Source organism: Photorhabdus sp. RM322S (assembly GCF_042879395.1).
Lineage (GTDB): Bacteria > Pseudomonadota > Gammaproteobacteria > Enterobacterales > Enterobacteriaceae > Photorhabdus > Photorhabdus khanii.
In genome coordinates this window covers 18,377-36,848 of record NZ_JBHFKW010000022.1, presented here as the reverse complement: position 1 = coordinate 36,848, position 18,472 = coordinate 18,377, and the positions used below count along the sequence as shown (strand labels likewise).

Sequence of the window (18,472 nt, the reverse complement as noted above, 5' to 3'; positions counted from 1 at the left end):
AAAAATGCAGGTAAAAATATGCTGTTAGGGCAAAAAAATCGTTTTTTACAGGTTATCGGTAGCCTGTCGGATATTGTGGCGCTGAGTAAAATCGAAGGTGAAGAACATCTGTCTCAGCCTTATTCATTTTCTGTTCAGCTCTATTCCAGCGCAGACTGGGACAAGCTGGAGCCTTATATCGGTAAGCCACTGGCATTTCGTATTGGTGAAGCGCCAAATTACCGTATTGTGCATGGCATATTGACTGAATTACAGCAACAAGGTTTTACCGACGGCCAGTTTTGTTATCAGGCACGCATTGAACCGTGGCTGAAAATGCTGACGTTAACCCGTAATCTGCGCGTTTATCAGCGCATCAGTGTGCCGGATATGGTATGCGATATTTTCCGTAAACGTGGGTTTAACGACGTTGAACTGGTGTTAAAAAGCCGTTATCCGAAGCTTGAATATTGTATGCAATACAAGGAATCAGATTTTGACTTTGTGGCGCGCCAGCTGGAACAGGCGGGTATTTTCTATTTCTTCCGCCATGAAGAGGGGCGTCATGTATTGGTGTTGGCTGATCACCCTTCGACGTTTACTAATGCGCCTTTAGCTGTATTGCCGTATCAATCGAAGATCGGCGATCAGCAAGGATATGGGCTACGTGCCTGGCATATTCATCGCATGATTATCCCAGGTTCAGCGGAAATGAATGGTTATAACGTTAAAAACGCCGCGGCAGTAAGCGCAAGTGCCAAAGCGAACAGCGGCTATTCCGTCAATCCGAAGCTTTCTATCTATGACGACCGACGTCAGGAGGAGCGTAATCAACTGGAGGCACAGGCAGCGCTGTGCATGGAACAGTGGGAATCACAGTCACATTACGCGCGCGCCGTTAACAGTTATCCCGGTTTACAGGTTGGACATCAGTTTACGCTGAAAGGACACGGCAGTGCCGATGGTCGGTATGCGGTGGGCCACCAGCAATTAAAAGCGGAAAGTAACCTGGAAGAAGGCGGATTACTGTTTTCGTCGCAAGTCGCTTTATTTTCGGCGAATAAAGTCTTCCGCCCGCGCCCTTCTGTTATTCGGCCCTATATTTCCGGTGTGTTGTCTGCGCTGGTTGTCGGTCCGTCGTCAGAAGAGATCCATACCGATGCGCAAGGGCGGATTAAAATCCAGTTTCACTGGGATAAAGAACACAAAAAAGATGATGACAGTTCCTGCTGGGTACGAGTGAGCCAATTCTGGAATGGCGCAAAATTTGGGGCGCAATTTGTGCCACGTGTGGGTAGTGAAGTATTGGTGAGTTTTGTTGACGGTGATCCAGATAGTCCGTTGGTAACCGGAACGGTTTATAACGGAGTGAAGACGCCCCCGTTTGCGCTGCCAGGGCAGAAAACACAAAGCGGCATTGCCACGCGCAGTAGCGCAAAAGGTACGGTGCAGCAAGGGCATCAGCTTTGTTTCGAAGATAAAAAAGGTGAAGAATTTGTTTTGCTTCATTCACAAAAAGATATGCGTCTGAAAGTAAAGAATGATTTTTCAGCGCAGATCGATCGCAACGCGCAATGGGAAATCGAAGAAAAACGTGATACCCAAATTAAAAAGGGCAATGACACGTTAATTCTGAGTGAAGGCAGCGCGTTAACCGAGGTGAAAAAAGGCGATAAAAAACAAACGCTGGATCGCGGCAATTTCACCACTACCGTTAGCGCAGGTAATTACGCGCTGGAAGTATCCAGAGGCAACGCTAAAATTAATGTTGGTCAGCAATGCACTATTACCGCAAGTCAGGGAATTGAGCTGACAGTTGGTGCCAGCAAAATATCGATTACCCCGGCGGGGATTACCATCAAAGCGCCGACGGTCACAGTAGAAGGCTCAGGGAAACTGGCGTTGAAGAGCAGCGGTATGGCGGAACTCACCGGAACCACGGTAAAAGTCGAAGGCAGTGCGATGGCACAGTTAAAAGGCGGCATTGTTCAGGTGGATGCTACCGGCATTGCCATGGTGAAAGGGATTTTAACCAAGATTGGTTAATGCAAGATCAACGAATAACAAGAGTTTAGAACAATGGCTAAATTACGACACGGCCGGCTTTCTCCCCAGGCGGAATTGGTATTACGGCAACATGCAGTACATGAACAGAATCTATCGGCGCTTAGTCAGGAAATGTTGTGGCAAGACGCGGTGTTCTACACCGTTTTCATGTTGCCATATGCTCAGGCTTTGGAACTGGCATTGACATTTATCTCCTGCGTTTACGAACGAGATCTGATGCAAGAGCAGCGTTCATTGCTGCAACAAGTACGGCGCTGGCGAGCTAATGGCGGTGATCCGCTGCGTCATGAATTGTTCGAACAGGCACAGATTGTGGGGTTTGATAACCCAATTTCCTGTCTGGTGCTTTCAGTTTTCTGGAGTGAAGGCAGCATGACAACGCCCGATCTGGAAGCAGTCTATCCGCAACCGTGGCAGTCACTTGCCACACTGGCAGATACGTTGTGTCTGATCCTGCATGTATATGGCGAACAACCGGAACAGCAAGCGCTGTACATTGATCAATTTTTTCAACTGGCACACAGTCAACTGAAACAATTGCCGCCGTCACAGGATCAGGGACGCAAAAACTATCTGTACCACGAAGCCACGTTATAAGGAGAACAATGATGCCAATGCCAGCAGCTCGTGTGGGTGATATGCATATTTGTCCAATGATGTCGCCGGCGGTACCCCCCATACCCCATGTGGGCGGACCAATTATGCCGCCAGGCGTACCGACGGTACTGATTGGTGGTCTGCCAGCAGCAACAATGGGATCACTGTTGGTATGCGTCGGTCCGCCGGATACGGTGGTGATGGGCAGCCCGACAGTGTTGATTGGTGGGAGGCCGGCGGCCAGACTCGGTGATCTGTGCGCGCATGGCGGCACAATTACCACCGGTTACCCGTTGGTGATTATTGCCTGAAATGGAAATCACGGTGAATTTAGCACAAACAGATATCGCCCGTTTTTTACATCCAATTTCTGCTGATGAACCGGCAGGATGTGATATCGAATACGAGCCTATTTTTGAACAGATAAATGCGGCACGCGAAACCGATGAAGAGTTTCTCCAGGACGATACATGGGGATGTGAAACCCGTCAGGCTGATTGGATGCAGGTTTCAGCGTTGTGTCAGGCAGTACTGGAAAAACACAGTAAAGACTTGCAGATAGCGTGTTGGTTAACTCAAGCACAAGGGGAGCTGTATGGTTTGGAAGGTATCGCCGGTGGTATCACGTTACTGACCCGCTTGCTGGAAACGTTTTGGCCGGTGCTTTATCCGCCTCTGGATGATGATGGAGAAAACAGTGCGGATGCTCGTCTTGGCCGCCTGAGTTGGCTGGATAAACAGCTGGTGAAACAGTTGGACAATCTGACACTGACTGATGATGACAAATTGAGCCTGAATGTCTGGCAACGAGTGCAATATTTTGAACAACGTATCGCTGTTAATAGTGAATTACGTGCTCCTCTGATCAGTGATGGCTATTTTGGTATCGCTGAATGTGACGACAGTATTCGCACTACACCAGCCGGACAGTTTAACCGTTTACTGGAACAGGCTGAACAGGTCCGTAACGCACTGGGAGCATTGCAGCAGATCATGCTTGGTTTATTGCCAACATCCGGCAACAGTATGAGCGCCAGTACGCAACATCTGCAAAGTTTGGTGGCATTAATCGAACGTTTCCGTGAAATTGTTGCTCCGGGATCAGCTCAGAAATACAGCAATGAAGAAACCGTGCCAGGAGGAAAAGAGTCAAACGGCATTAATACGACTTTTTTGGCGGAAGGTCGGACGCATCATGAAATGCGCGCTATTGCCATTGAGCAAATGATCAACATCGCCAATTATTTTCGACAGAATGAACCTACCAGCCCGGTGCCATATTTAATGGAGCGGGCAGCACGTTGGGCGAATATGGGAATGGCCGAATGGCTGGAGGAAATGATGGAGGATAATACCTCCGCGCTACAAGAAATTATGCGCGTGATAAAAGGGCCGGATAAAAACAGAGGGCAAGATGAATAATATAAATTTTTATAATGTCATTAAACGCAGTTTTTTAATATTAACAGTAATTTTTCTAATCAGTGGTTGCAGTGATTCTATTTCCAATAATGAAAAACGCTTGCAGGCGATTGAACAGGCCAAACCAATTTATGCCAGTAATGCCATTCGTTTAAAAATGACTGCCGATGCGCAACTGAATGTTTTTAATAATATACCGAATAGTTGCACGATATTAATTGCTCAGGCAGAAAAACGCGAACAACTGGATAAATTACTGGCTAATCCGGTGTTGTTACGTAATTTATTTGCCGGCACCGGTGCAACAGAACAGATATTACAGCTTGATAATTATGTGATGATGCCGGGGCAATCTGTCTCTTTACATATTGATAGAGCAGAACAGGCACGTTATATCGCATTGATTGCCGGTTATTACCCTGCACCAAATAGCACTCATGTACGTGTGTTATCGCTACCGTTGCGTCTTGAGCCGCGCGGTTGGTGGAATAAATCCTGGAATGCTGAATTTATTCCCATGAATGTTGAGCTGATGTTGGGGCGTTATGCCATTACCCGCAGTGATTTCTCCGCAGGCAACGCTGGGGATGAGGTGATTTTCCCCGGACAAACAGTCGGATCCGGCAATGACAAAAACCCATTGAGGAAATAACGTCATGTTTGAATATAAACCGATGTATTGGTATTCAGGATTGTATTTACAACCGCAACACTTTCAGGCGCATGAGCTGCAACATGAATACTGGCAAGGGCGTTATCAGTTACTGACTCAACCTTATGCATTTGGTGTGGTGAAGTTGGCGTTCAATCTAGCTGCGCTAAGTGATGAAGAGCTTAGTGTCCATGATGCCGCGTTTATTTTTCCCGAGGGTTGTTATGTGGATTGTGGTGTCAATGGGGTACTCAGTGCCCGATCATTACGTGATTGCTGGCTGGTGCGCGAAAAACCGCAGCGCATTTATGTTGGCTTGCGTATGTTCAGCCACAATCAAAGTAACGTTACCGGTATCACGGATAGCGGAAGTGTCGGTAATATTACCAGCCGTTGGGTAACATGGCCGCAAGAACAGCGTATGCGGGATGCTTTTGGTGAAGGACCGGAAGCAGAAGTACAACAACTTACCTATAACTTACGTTTTTTCCTGCACGATGAGATTGCACAAGCAACGGGTTATACCCTGTTGCCGGTGGGTCAACTGCACTGTACCGGTGACGGCATTGAATTGGATAACCGCTATCTGCCACCATGTTTGACGCTATATGCTGCGCCACAACTGGGGCAACGCATTGAGCAACTGTGCCAGGAGCTGACTGGACGTGTCCATCAATTGGAAGAATTGAAACGTCCACAAACGCTGGAAGGGGAAGTTTATACCCAGGAAAAAAGCACATTATTGCTGACGTTGCGTACTCTGGCGCGTTATGTCGTGCAGTTACATCATTTCCAGGAGGCGCGGGATGTTCATCCCTTACAGATTTTTGGGCTATTGCGCCAACTGATCAGTGAGCTTTCCTGTTTTACTGATCGTTGCTCTTTTTTAGGGGAGTGGAACGGGCAAGAAGAAGTACTGGAAAAATATCAGCATTTGAATCTAGCCCTGACTCTCAATAGTTGTGAACGGACAATTACCGATCTACTCAATGCATTGGTGCTGGAACCGAATACGGTCATCCCTCTGCAACAGGAAAGTCGCGGTTATTATCATGCCATGTTCAATGTCGCGGGAGTGAGTGAACAGCAACGGGTTTATCTGGTGCTGCGTTCTGACAGCTTTACCCATAGCGAACGTGAAATTCCTGATGATCGTTTGATTAAACTGGCCGCGGCGGAACAAATCGACGGCATTATTAATCGCGCTTTGCCTGGTGTGCGTCTGTATTACCAGGAAATTGCCCCGCATGGTTTACCTAACCGGACAAATACGCATTATTTCCGGGTAGAAAATCGTGGTGCGCTGTGGCGGCAGGTAGAAGAGAGTGAGCGTGTGGCGGTGCACTGGGCTGATGCGCCAGACGATTTGCAGATAGAGATCGTTATAGTGAGAGCATCATGATGCATTTGTTAGATTGTTATATTCCGGTATTTACTTGTGTGCTGCGTATGATTCAACAACAGGTGAATCATGCCGAAGAGTTGCGGCAAACACTGTTAGCCGCACTGACGCAGGCACAAAATAAAGCGCGTCTGCATGGTTATGGATTGCAGGATATCGAAGAGGCAAACTTCGCGGTGGTGGTTTGGGCAGATGAAGCCATTTTGTGCGCAGGTCAAAAAGAATTGAATATTTGGCGACAATCATCATTGCAGGCAGAGCTTTATGATGCCGAGCTTGGTGGAAATACGTTTTTTGATCGTCTTGCCGCGTTGGTGCCGGATAATTACCCGGTTCGGCTAGTCTATGTTTTTTGTCTGCTTTCTGGGTTTTATGGTCGTTATGGCAAACGTGATAATCTGGAATTGCATAATATTATCCAGCAGGAATTAGAGAATCTTCCTGATACTTTGCGTCGTTATATTTCTTTAGAAAATCATCGGTTAATGAATACGTGCGATAATCTTATGGAAAATAGACGATCCAATAATAAATGGCGCGTTAAATTAATATTATTAATGTTATCTCTTGCATCAATTTATATTTTCATCAACGTCTATTTATTGAATATTGGCCGATAAATTCGGAAATTAAACATGAAAAAGTTATTTTATGCCATTGGCTGGTTCAGCGTGATGGCTGTCTTTCTGCTACTCAGTTTAGCTATTGCAGTGGCACTTTCATGGCCGACAATAGGTGGCCTGTTATTGTTTCTTTTCCTATTACTGTTGTTATTACTGCTGCGTGGAGCAATGGCATTCTTACCTCAGATAACCAATAAACTGCGCGGGGTAAATAAATTCTGGCGGAAAGGAAGTAATCGCCTGGAATATTTACTGTATCAGCACTGGTGGTGGGGAGGACGTTTACAAAGCTGGCGCCGGTTTCGTTCGCTGTTACACCGTAACAGATCCATGCCGCCGTGGTTTCTGGTGGTGGGAGAGCGTGGTAATGGTAAACAGGGACTATTAGCTCACTGTAATGTGGCGCCAATGACAGGGAAGAATCTGCCGTCGCTTACAGAGAATACCTTTACTTGTCGCTGGTGGTTTTTCCGCCGTGCTATGTACATGGTGGTTTCTGGTCGTTATACCGAAGGACAATCTTTGTACCGGCAAGCATGGATGCGTCTGATACGCTGGATCGCGCAAGTCCGTAAGCCCGCCGGTGTATTGGTTTGCCTGTCAGTGGAGCAGTTGCTAAAAAGCGACAACAGAGCGCTGTATATTGCAGCACGCAATGTGCGGGCGCAGTTGGAGCCATTACAGATACGTCTGGAACGCCGCCTGCCGGTTTGGTTGATCCTCACACATAGTGAAACATTGCCGGGTTTTAACCACTGGTGCGCACAACTATCGGTAGAACAACGTGCTGAATTGCTGGGCAATTTTATTGAGCATCATACGGAGAGTAATGTCACCGATGTGCTGGACAAGAGTATGAGCACTATTGTCAACGCCTTGAAAGCTATGCGCCTTAAACTGCTCAATCAACAACGGCAACAACCGGAAGCTGAAGTGTTGGCGTTGCCGGAAACTGTTGCTCAACTGCAACCGGCACTGGGCTACTACCTGAGCGCATTATTTGATCATGATCATTATCTGGAACATGGTCTGTTGCGTGGCATGTTTTTTACTGCGGAACATCAGGCGGAGGAACCACAGCAAATTGAAGGCGTTTTCAGCCACCGTTTGTTGGGTGAATCTCTGCCCGGGCAGGTTCACCGTAATGATGCCGTCTTACTGACAGGTTGGCGAACACTGACCAAACGCACGTTGGTTATCATATTCAGTTTGATGCTGGTGTATGGAGCAGGTAACGCATTAACCACTACCTGGCGTGGTGTCATGCAGATTGAAAATATCCATGAGGTAAACCCGCTTGAGCGCAGTTACTTGCGTTATCGGCAGGTTGAGTATTGGTTGCAGGAAACCCTGTCACATCTGATTTTTTATCCGGTTACCCATACGATGGAACAACGTATGGCGAGGGACTATCAGCAACAAGCACCGGTTGAGGCATTCAACCCGGAGTCGGTGGTTACACACTTGCTTGCGCGCTTTCATCACGCTGAAGCACCGCAAAAACGACTGCTGGCTTTACATTGGGCGCGTTTTATCAATATTGAACAAGCAATGGCGCATGGCGCTACGCTGGAAACTTTACAGCGTATGCCAGTTTATTCCGCGTCACTGTTAAGCGGTGAAAATGATCCTTTATCGGCAGAACAGCGCGTGGCTCTGCGTCTGGCACAGTATCAGCAGGACAACGCACAGCAGGAATTTGAACAATGGCGGAATGTATTGCAATCCTTACTGGAGGATACCGGTAATTGGCAATGGCTTTTAGCCGATGAACAACCCGTAGGAACACGTTCGCTGACGCTGGTTGATTTCTGGCCGTTGGTCAGCGATGATGCCACCAAAATTAATGCCCGTATTCGCGGTATTTATACCCAGGCAGGTGAGCGTGATATTCAGGCGATTCTGGATGAATTGGCACAAGCGCTTCACAAACCCGCAGTTTTTGTTCCTTTGCAGCGCTCGTTTTATCAACAGTATCAGAATCAGCGCCAGTCAGAATGGTTAGCATTCGCCCAGGTTATGCCACAAGCGGAAGAGTGGGTACGCGGCAAGAGAAACTGGAGAGCGCTGATATTGGCAACAGGTCAATATGATAGCCCCTATATCTCCTTCTTAAAGCAGTTGGAGAGTGATTTATCTACGGTGGCGCAGGAAGATCAGCAGCCCTGGTTGCAGACGCAACAGCGTTTATGGCAACTGCATGGTTATGTGCAAAAAAGCAACGTGATGCAACGCATCTCGCTGGGGAACATCTCCTTGCGCCAGCGCATCATGTCATGGCTTGGCATTTCACCGCAGATCTCTGTGCAGCTGGATGACAACGCGCTGACACGTTATCGCGCCTACCGGCAGGCTGTGCAGTTAAATAGCCAGCGTGAATTGCTTAGTGATATAGAAACCGGATTGTTGGTCAAAAATGCGCTGAGTAACGAGAAAGGGGAGCTGAATGATAACGGTTTACGTACCTTATTTAATCTTTTCACTCTGTGGCGTCATGAAACCGAAAATAAACAGAATGAAGTTGTCAATGAAACCTTGTGGCGACTCTATCAGGGTGATGCACATTTGGTATTGCGTTATGCATTCTTAAGTGCTGCTAGTCAATTGCAGACACAGTGGGAAAGCAAAGTGATCTGGCCGATGGAAAAATTAAGCAGACAGGAACTGTTTGATGGCCGGGAATTAAATTCGCGGCTGTATGAGTACAGCAATGCGTTCGTGCGGGATACCGCAGAGTATGCGCTGGATATTCGTCCTGAAGGCATTCAGCGCCAGGCAATAGAAGATGTGGTCTTTCCGTTTAACGATGATTTCATTTTCTATATCAATAACCTGATCCAGCCGAACGACATGCTTTCATCGACATCTGATATTCGTCGGCGCCTGCAAGAGAAACTCAACTTGCTGGAAAGTGAGCGTGAACTGGCGACTGAACAGCAGGAACCGGAACAAGATCAATCGGCGGAGGTGATGATTACTAGTCAGCCCGCAACGGCCAACCGAGGAGCTCGGGTATTGCCAGTTGGCAGTTCAGTGACGCTGAGTTGTGATGATGGCGTACAACAACTCAAAAGCATGAATTTCAATGACAGCAGGACCTTGCACTGGAGCCCGGGATCATGCAGTAAGGTACAGATTGAAGTGTATTTCCCCGACCTTACGCTAAGTAAAAGCTACGTTGGTACTGATGGTTTACTGAAATTTATCCATGCCTTTTCCAGTGGTGAATTGACGCTAGCGGCACAGACATTCCCGCAGCAACATGATGAATTAAGTGCGCTGGGTATCAATAACATCACCGTGCGCTATCAGATCAGCGGAGGGAAGGAAGTTTCAGCATTGTATCGGCAATGGCAGCAACATCAGCAGCAACAAACGGCGTTGTTGGAACAACGCAGCCGACTGGACAGCCAGTTGTTAAATTTAAGTGAACCGGTAGTGGCGAAAGGAACCCTTTCTACGTTGCCGTTACAGATCACCACATATTGGAATGAATTAAGGAAACCTAAAAGTGAGTAGTTATCTTAAACAGATCGTCAGTAAATTAACGGTGGAAGCGCGTCAATGTCTGGATGAGGCCGCTAATCTGGCAGTACGGCGTACCCATCATGAAGTGGAAATTGAGCATCTGTTGCTGGCTTTGTTTGAAAAACAGATGCCGATGATGGAACAGGTGTGTCACCACGGTGGTATTGATGCTATCGCGTTGCTGAATGCCTGCCAGCGGTCACTGACGTTATTACGCAGCGGTAATCATCGTCCTCCGGTACTGGCGACTAACTTGACAAAATGGATGGAACAGAGCTGGATGTACGCCAGTACCCACTGGGGAGCGTTGCAGATTACCTCGCAGGCGCTGATTGCGGCACTGATAATGAATCCGTCACTGCATCATTCACTCACATTGGAGCTACAGCAAGCGTTACAGTGTAACACCGATGCTATAGAACAGTGGCTGCGTACACAGGTACATACAGAACCGCAGCACATTACCGCTCCCGTTGGAGATAATACCCAATCCGCGCTGGCGCAATACACTCATCACCTGACACAGGCGGCGCGTGATAACAAACTGGATCCGGTTCTGGGCCGTGAACGGGAGATTCGTCAGTTAATTGACGTGTTGCTGCGTCGCCGCCAAAACAACCCGTTATTAACGGGTGAAGCAGGTGTCGGTAAAACAGCACTGATCGAGGGGCTTGCTCAACGTATCGTCGATGGCCGTGTGCCGGAAGTGCTGTCACAGGCCGAATTGTTTACGCTGGATATGGGGCTGTTACAAGCGGGCGCCAGCGTAAAAGGTGAGTTTGAAAGTCGCTTGCAGAAATTATTGGATGAGGTGAAAGGATATCCCACACCCGTGATTTTGTTTATTGATGAAGCCCATACTCTGATTGGCGCGGGTGGTCAGGCCGGACAAAACGATGCGGCCAATCTGTTGAAACCGGCGTTAGCGCGTGGTGAATTGCGTGCTATCGCTGCAACCACGTGGGCAGAATATAAGAAGTACTTTGAGAAAGACGCAGCGTTAGCGCGTCGTTTCCAGGTGATCAAAGTTGAAGAGCCTTCGATCGAGCTGGCGACAGCCATGTTGCGCGCCATGACGCCGGCGATGGAAAAACATCATGGCGTCAACGTGCTTGCCGAGGCGGTGACAGAAGCCGTTGTATTATCCAGCCGTTATATCAACGGACGTCAGTTGCCGGATAAATCAGTTAGTCTGTTGGATAGCGCTTGTGCCCGTGTTGCCGTTTCACAGACTGACGAACCTGCGCCGATTGAAGATTTGCGTGCCATGCTGGCAAACATTGCCACCGAACAGGAAGCATTATTGCGTGAAGGTGGTCATGAAACCCAATTACAAAAGTTGGCACAGCGTCAAACCGAATTGCAGGTATCACTAGAGAAAATTTTGCCGGAATATCACGCGCAACGTCAGTTAGTGAACGATATCCTTACCTGTGAGGAACACAACGAACGGTTAGCTGTGCTGCGTACGGAACTGCGTCAGCGCCACCATCAGCATGCCTATGTATTTGACTGCGTTGATGCTGCCTGTGTCGCGGATATTGTTGCCGGCTGGACGGGGATACCTCTTGGGCGGATGGTGGAAAATGAACGCGATGTGCTACGCCAGTTGGAAACGCGCCTGAGTCAACGGGTAATGGGGCAAGATCATGCGCTTAGTCAGATAGCTCGTCAGATTCGGATTGCTAAAGCACAACTGGCTGATCCGGTAAAGCCGACCGGCGTATTTATGCTTGCCGGTCCTTCTGGTGTGGGGAAAACCGAGACTGCTCTGGCATTGGCTCATGAGTTGTATGGCGGTGAACATCATCTGATCACCATCAACATGTCGGAATATCAGGAAGCACATTCTGTTTCCGGCCTGAAAGGTTCTCCTCCAGGATATGTCGGTTATGGGCAAGGGGGCGTGCTGACTGAGGCGGTTCGCCATCAGCCCTACAGCGTGGTGCTACTTGATGAGGTTGAGAAAGCACACCCTGATGTACTGGAACTCTTCTTCCAAGTGTTCGATAAAGGCATGATGGAAGATGCCGAAGGACAGCAGATTAATTTCCGCAATACGTTGATTATCCTGACCACTAATGCCGCATCGGATTTGGTGATGCGTGCAGCGATGCAAGGCGTGAAAATACAGGGGGAAATTCATCCGGCAACACTTGAAGATATTCAGGAAATTATCCGGCCGGAACTGCAACGTATCTTTACGCCAGCATTTTTAGGTCGTTTGCAGGTCATTCCTTATTTGCCGGTACATGGCGAAGTGCTGCATGCCATTGTGCACCATAAACTGAATAAAGTTGTGATGCGTTATCGTCAAGTAACCCAATGCGAGTTGCACTATAGCAATGCGCTGGTGGATTTTATTGCTGAAGGATGCCAGATCGCAGAAAGTGGTGCCCGTGAAATTGATAACCTGTTAACCCGGTTCGTCTTGCCTCTATTATCAGATCAGTTGCTGTTAGGAGATGCACCGGTGAATGAAGATGTATGGCTGGATGTTATAGAAGGCCAAATACAGTTATCGTAATAACAAGAGAAACTATCACGATCTATCATTATCAATTTACGGTAAGAAGCTGCTTTCTCTGCTATTATTATCTTATGATGTAACATTCAATGTTACGGAATGAGATCCTGATGAAAATGAAAAAGATAGTGGTCTTTTGGTTTATTTTTACGCTAGTTAATTTTGCGCTGGCACTGCTAAGTTTGCAAGTGCGTGATGTCTGGAGTCTGTCGTCATTGGTGTGGTTTCCGGCTGGCCTGTTACAAGGCATTTTTTGCGCCAGGGCACCACGGTACTGGCCTGTTTGGTTAATAACGGGTGCTCTGATTTCACTAACAGCCAGCCAATGGTATGGCAGACCGGTAAATGTCTCACTGATATTTTCGTGTATCAATGTGGCAATGTTGGTCGTGACAGGGTTGGTTTGGCAATTTTTCTACGGTGCAATGTGGGCTCCGAAGCGGACAAGTGAAATCTTAAATCTGACCGTACTCTGCTCGTTAAGCGGAATTACTGAGCGACTTATGGCAAAGTGGGTACTTCATTTATTGGGTTACCCCACCGATATATCCATTTCATTATCGATTGTTGTCGGCTCTGTGTTGAGTTATCTGCCGTTTACGTTTTTTGTTATTTCTTGCATTACCTACAAGAAAAGCCGGGCTGAAGACAGGAAAGCTTATAGTTTATGGTTAGTAGCCGTATTTGCCATGACAGCATTGTTTACCAGCCCGCCACCTGAAACCGGGAAAATACATTGGCAAGGAGTAGCGCTCCTTTTTTCCTTCAGCCTGCCGATGCTACTGGCGTTAAGAGGTGATTTGCTAGTATTAAGCGGCTTTTTATCCTTATGTACGGTAGGGATCGTGAGTGCAACCATCTTTGGTTTTGGGCCATTCGCATCCCCACTAACGAGCCTCCAACAGAACGTGCAAATTGCGGCATGGTACAGTACCGCATTTACCCTACCTGCATTGTTATTCTGTAGTTGTTTGTATAACACAATCAATGCATTACATCGCCGTAAAGCGCATTTTTTGTTAATGAGTGCTATGCTGGAGCAAGAACAGGTTAATTGTTTTCGGTTAAGTGCCGACGGGCACCTGTATTGGCATCATGACGCGGCCTGGATGCGGTGTGGAAAAGCGCCCGTCTGCTGGTCGCAGTTAATGGCCTGGGTGCATACAGAAGATCGGCAGAAAATCGAACAGCTTAAGTGTTCCGTCTCGCGGATACCGCAGACGTTAAAAATTCGGATTGCTGATGGTAAAGGCGAATTTAACCCTGTGATTATCGCCTTGATCGTTCATGTAGGCGAAAATGCCGGTTTTATTGAAGGAACTATGCGTGAAATAGCGGATAGAAAATAATATGGAGAAATAACCAATGCCAAGACAAGTCATTATTGCTGACGATCATCCAGTCTTCTTATTAGGGCTACGCACCATATTGGCAACATTACCCGAGAATTATCAGATTGCGGGGGAAGCGCATGATGTTACAACACTTTTTTCCCTGCTAGAGGAAAAAGAGGCGGATATGCTGATTACGGATTTCAATATGCCAGGTGATAACCAAATCGACGGTTTACGGATGATTAGCCGAATTCGTGAGCAATATCCGAATTTGCCTGTTGTGGTGATCACGATGATCAGTGACCGGAAGATAATAGCGTCATTGATTGATTATAAAGTGAAAGCGATTTTGAACAAAAACAGTCTGTCTCACGAGTTAGTGAAAGGATTGTACAGTACAACGGGGCACGATGAGCCTTATTTGAGTAAGCAGTTTATTGAATCCCCGGACGAGGAAGTTGTAAAGGCGTTAACCGGCAAAGAGCTGGAAGTGATTAAATTATTGGGGCAAGGATTGAGTGTGAATGATATCGCTGCACGTTTATACCGTACTAAGCAGACAATCAGTGCACAAAAAATTAGCGCGATGAAAAAATTGGGGTTAGATAATGAAGCAGCGCTCTATAATTATTTGCATCAGGTTGGATTGGGATTGTAATAGATGAAAGGCGGCCGTAAAGGATCACGATGGTTAGCTGTATTGATACTCCTGTTGCCATTACCTGGCCGGAGTCTCAATCTGTTTGAATACCGTAATGCGCAAGAGCTGCCTTCAGACGGGCTACCGGTGGCGTTTTATTCGAATGTCATCACTCAGGAATTTGTGCCATTACCCGTCAAATTACCTATCAAAGAGCAAGGGATGCTGATCCCACGATTTCCCACCCTGAAAGTCGGCATTCTCTGCTGTATCGGTGCGCCATTGGTGATCCATCGTTGGGATGGCAAATTGGAAGGGATTTATGCTGACTATCTGCGCTTGATTGAAACTGTATTGAAAAGGCCGGTGGAGATCCGGTTGTTTGGTAACTGGGAATCAGCCTATGCCGCATTACAACGTGGAGATATTCAGCTGTTATCACATTCTGCTTCATCCCAGTCGGAAAACAGGAGGGATGACACTTACCCGGTTCTGGTACAGCCGCTTGCCCTGATTGTGCGCAAAGAACAAGCAAATATGCCGTTTGCAGAAATGAATATTATGGCAGCACCAGGCAGTAACCCGAATACCATTGAGCAATTGCGTAAACATTACCGCAGCGTTTTGGTGGCGAAAAACCAACAGGAGGGAATACAAGCGGTGGTGGATGGTGAAGTCGATGCTTATCTGGACGGACAAAGCCAGATTGCCTACTTGCTGGCTTTTCGCCCGTTTACAAAGCTGACTTACCGTCGGGATATTTCTCAGGGAGAGCGGTATGATTTTCTTGCCCACAACGGCGATGGTATCGTTGAAACAATAGATCTCATCCTGACTGCCATTCCTCACGAAATCAGAAATAAGGTTTATCAACGTTGGGTTTCCGGGCTGGCTCTGAGCGGCAATAGCGATACCTCAATCTTTTCGCCGCAAGAAAAAACCTGGATTAAAAAAAATCCTGTAGTCAACGTTGCGATTAGCCGTACTGCGCCGCCTTACTCATTTCTGGATAAAGATGGGCAACTCGCCGGCCTGGATGTGGATATTTTACGTCTGCTGGGAGAAAAAAGTGGCATTACCTTTAATTTTATCCCGGCGGATGGCGCAGTGGGGGTTAAAAAACTGCTTAAAGATGGCGAAGCCCAAATGACTTCTTTGATCAGTACGCCGGAACGTCGTCGTTGGCTCACTTTTAGTCATCCTTACGGTACGGTGGAATGGGTGATGATCACGCGCAATGAGCGTAATGCGCCCTATGAGTTTGAACAACTTAAACACCATCGGGTAGCGATTCAGCGCGGCCATGCTCTCCTGTCAGTATTAAAGCAATATCCGGAGATCTTCATCATGGAAGTTGATAACGTGGCGCAAGGTATTGATATGGTGCTGGCCGGGGCGGCAGATGCAACCTTTGATAGCTTAATAAGTGCTGATTATCTGCAAGCAAGCCGCTATGGCACCAATATTTCTATTCAGTTTTTTGAAGGCTCATTGCAACCGGAACAATACGCCATCATCCCCGATTATCCCCAATTGGTTAACATATTAAATAAAAGCATTGATGCATTGCCGCCAAATGAGCTGCGGGTGTTGCGTCTGAAATGGTTATCTATGGGAAATGTGACCCCCTATGCTGACAGTAAAATTTCTCCCTGGGCGAAATTGTGGGGAGGGGCGTTATTTGTCATTGCATTGAGTTCGGCCTTTTGGGGGAGTTATCTTGCTCATCAGATCAGACGACGTAAAAGAGCGGAAAACAACTTACAGGATTTGCTGACGTATTGGGAAACCCTATTTAATAACATGCCTACGCCAATGTTTGTCTGCGATCCGACCATGTGCGTTACGGCAGCTAACCTCTATTTCCGCCGCGAGATGGATACGCTCGGGTCTGATGTGATTGGCCGTAGTCTCTTTTCTTTGTGCTTTTTAAAGCCTGCCGATGAGCAAGATATCAGTATGATTTTTCTGCGCTGTCTGGAAGGTGCCCCTGCGCATTTTTCCGACCGTAGCATTGCCATCCAAGGGCAGGACAGAGATGTTTATTTGTGGCTTGAGAGTTACAGCAATACCGAAGGCGTTGTTCAGGGAATAATTGGTGGCTGGTTTGATGTGACCGAGCGTAAATTGTTGGCGCAAGAACTGCGCCAGGAGCGCGATAAGGCTGAACTTGCCAGTTTGGAGAAATCAGATTTTCTGGCGCACATGAGCCATGAGATCCGAACGCCCTTGCAAGCAATTATCGGTATTCTCGATCTGGAGGTAAAACAGCAACCTTTGCCACCTACGCCATTACATATCGCATGGCACGCGGCAATGTCTTTACAGGGAATAATCGGCGATGTGCTGGATTTCTCCAAGATAGAATCTGGACGTATGGTGCTGAATTTAAAACCAGAATCATTGCAGGAAGTTCTGGGAAGTTGTGTGGCAGCTTTTAGTCATCGCGCTAAGGAAAAGGGGTTGTTTTTTGCCCGGCAATTCGATTTACCGTCTGAATATTACCATCTGCTGGATGCAACACGTGTAACTCAGGTAGTCAATAACTTACTGGGTAACGCTATTAAATTTACTGAACAGGGTGGTGTGCAGATCAGCGCTGGCTATCGGCATATTCCAAAGAGTAACCAAGATGAAATCACGCTGGTGGTTGCAGATACCGGTTGCGGCATCCCGGAAACCATGTATGAAGCTGTTTTGCTACCCTATGTACAGGTGACGCAAAACAATGGTGGTAAAACCGGCACAGGGTTAGGGTTACCCATCTCAGTACAGTTAGTTGAATTAATGGGCGGCAGCCTGAAAATCACCGGTGTACCCAGTGGCGGCGCACAGGTTACGGTGATGTTACCCCTTATGCGCAGTGTTGTTGAAAAGGAAGCGGTAAGCGAAAAAACTGAAAATATTGAAGGAGAAATCAATGAATCGCTGAATATCTTGGTTGTTGATGACTTACCAGCCAATTTACAAGTGTTGTCGTTACAGTTAGCCCCATCGGGTCATCGTGTTGTATTGGCTGAAAGTGGTGAACAGGCGATGAATCTGATGGAAGAGGGATATTTTGACCTTGTGCTGACGGATTGCCAGATGCCGGTGATGAATGGTTACGAACTGGCTCAGTTATTGAGAAAACATGAGCGACTACGGCAATTACCGTCGTTTATTATTCTGGGATGTACCGCGAACGCGTTTTCTACGGAGCAAGCCCGTTGTCTGGACGCGGGAATGGATGGTGTATTGACCAAGCCGCTGGTACAAAGCAAATTGCTGGCAGAAATCAACCGTTATTACCGACAGGTGAATGACGAAGTCACGTTACAGTTTGATGAGATTCGGGCGCTGGCCCAGCAAGATGTTGTTGTAGAGTACCAATTACTCAGTGCGGTGTGGCAAGGGATGTCGGAAGATATTGCAGAACTGAGACAACCGGAAAATCAACAAGTGCATGAAAAAGTTACGCACCACGCACACCGTATGAAAGGCGCTTTTGCTCTGATGCAATATCAGCAAGGAATACGTATATGTCTGCGTATTGAAAAGGGTGAACGTTATGATGAAAAAACGATTGAAGCGTTGTTGGCTCGTGCGGAATATTTCCAACAGCAGATTAAGCAGCAATTGGAAAAATTGCAAGATGTGAATCAAAGCGAATAATTAGCCGGAATTACACCCGAAAATATTCATGAAAAAATGGATTTTGG

Annotated in this window: 12 protein-coding genes; all 12 read left to right on the top strand. The window is 47.3% G+C overall.

All coding sequences use genetic code 11. The features are described from left to right. Positions 1-18: 18 nt before the first annotated feature. The 12 genes from ACGF63_RS14020 to ACGF63_RS13965 all read left to right on the top strand — a co-directional run bounded on the left by ACGF63_RS14020 (position 19) and on the right by ACGF63_RS13965 (position 18,425). Positions 19-2,025, top strand: a complete 2,007-nt coding sequence (locus ACGF63_RS14020) for a type VI secretion system Vgr family protein (protein ID WP_387631517.1) — start codon at positions 19-21, stop codon at positions 2,023-2,025. A gap of 33 nt (positions 2,026-2,058) precedes the next feature. Then, entirely contained in the window at positions 2,059-2,643 is a 585-nt protein-coding gene (locus tag ACGF63_RS14015) for a DUF6931 family protein (protein WP_036847203.1), read from the top strand. Between the two features lie 11 nt (positions 2,644-2,654). Then, positions 2,655-2,954, top strand: coding sequence for a PAAR domain-containing protein (locus ACGF63_RS14010; protein WP_021323682.1), 300 nt, complete (start codon positions 2,655-2,657; stop codon positions 2,952-2,954). Between the two features lie 13 nt (positions 2,955-2,967). Then, on the top strand, positions 2,968-4,065 hold the full coding sequence (gene tssA / locus ACGF63_RS14005; RefSeq protein ID WP_162524078.1) for a type VI secretion system protein TssA: 1,098 nt from the start codon (positions 2,968-2,970) through the stop codon (positions 4,063-4,065). Next, complete coding sequence (locus ACGF63_RS14000; protein ID WP_036847206.1) at positions 4,058-4,717, top strand: type VI secretion lipoprotein TssJ; 660 nt, start codon at positions 4,058-4,060, stop codon at positions 4,715-4,717. The genes tssA and ACGF63_RS14000 overlap by 8 nt, the downstream gene beginning before the upstream one ends. A gap of 4 nt (positions 4,718-4,721) precedes the next feature. After that, the gene (gene tssK / locus ACGF63_RS13995; RefSeq protein WP_387631513.1) at positions 4,722-6,119 is read left to right on the top strand and encodes a type VI secretion system baseplate subunit TssK; all 1,398 of its coding nucleotides are present in this window, start codon (positions 4,722-4,724) and stop codon (positions 6,117-6,119) included. Then, entirely contained in the window at positions 6,116-6,739 is a 624-nt protein-coding gene (locus tag ACGF63_RS13990) for a DotU/TssL family secretion system protein (RefSeq protein WP_036847212.1), read from the top strand. Before tssK ends, ACGF63_RS13990 begins: the two co-directional genes overlap by 4 nt. A gap of 15 nt (positions 6,740-6,754) precedes the next feature. Further along, positions 6,755-10,261 (top strand): type VI secretion protein IcmF/TssM N-terminal domain-containing protein, encoded by a 3,507-nt coding sequence (locus ACGF63_RS13985; RefSeq protein ID WP_387631510.1) that lies wholly within the window; start codon positions 6,755-6,757, stop codon positions 10,259-10,261. Continuing rightward, a complete protein-coding gene (gene tssH / locus ACGF63_RS13980; RefSeq protein ID WP_387631508.1) occupies positions 10,254-12,797 on the top strand; it encodes a type VI secretion system ATPase TssH in 2,544 nt (847 codons plus the stop codon). Before ACGF63_RS13985 ends, tssH begins: the two co-directional genes overlap by 8 nt. A gap of 110 nt (positions 12,798-12,907) precedes the next feature. Continuing rightward, entirely contained in the window at positions 12,908-14,146 is a 1,239-nt protein-coding gene (locus ACGF63_RS13975; RefSeq protein WP_387631504.1) for a hypothetical protein, read from the top strand. 16 nt (positions 14,147-14,162) lie between these two features. Next, positions 14,163-14,789 carry a response regulator transcription factor gene (locus tag ACGF63_RS13970; RefSeq protein ID WP_036847224.1) on the top strand — a complete coding sequence of 209 codons (627 nt, stop codon included), beginning with the start codon at positions 14,163-14,165 and terminating at the stop codon, positions 14,787-14,789. Between the two features lie 3 nt (positions 14,790-14,792). Further along, the gene (locus ACGF63_RS13965) at positions 14,793-18,425 is read left to right on the top strand and encodes a transporter substrate-binding domain-containing protein (protein ID WP_387631501.1); all 3,633 of its coding nucleotides are present in this window, start codon (positions 14,793-14,795) and stop codon (positions 18,423-18,425) included. Positions 18,426-18,472: the final 47 nt, after the last annotated feature.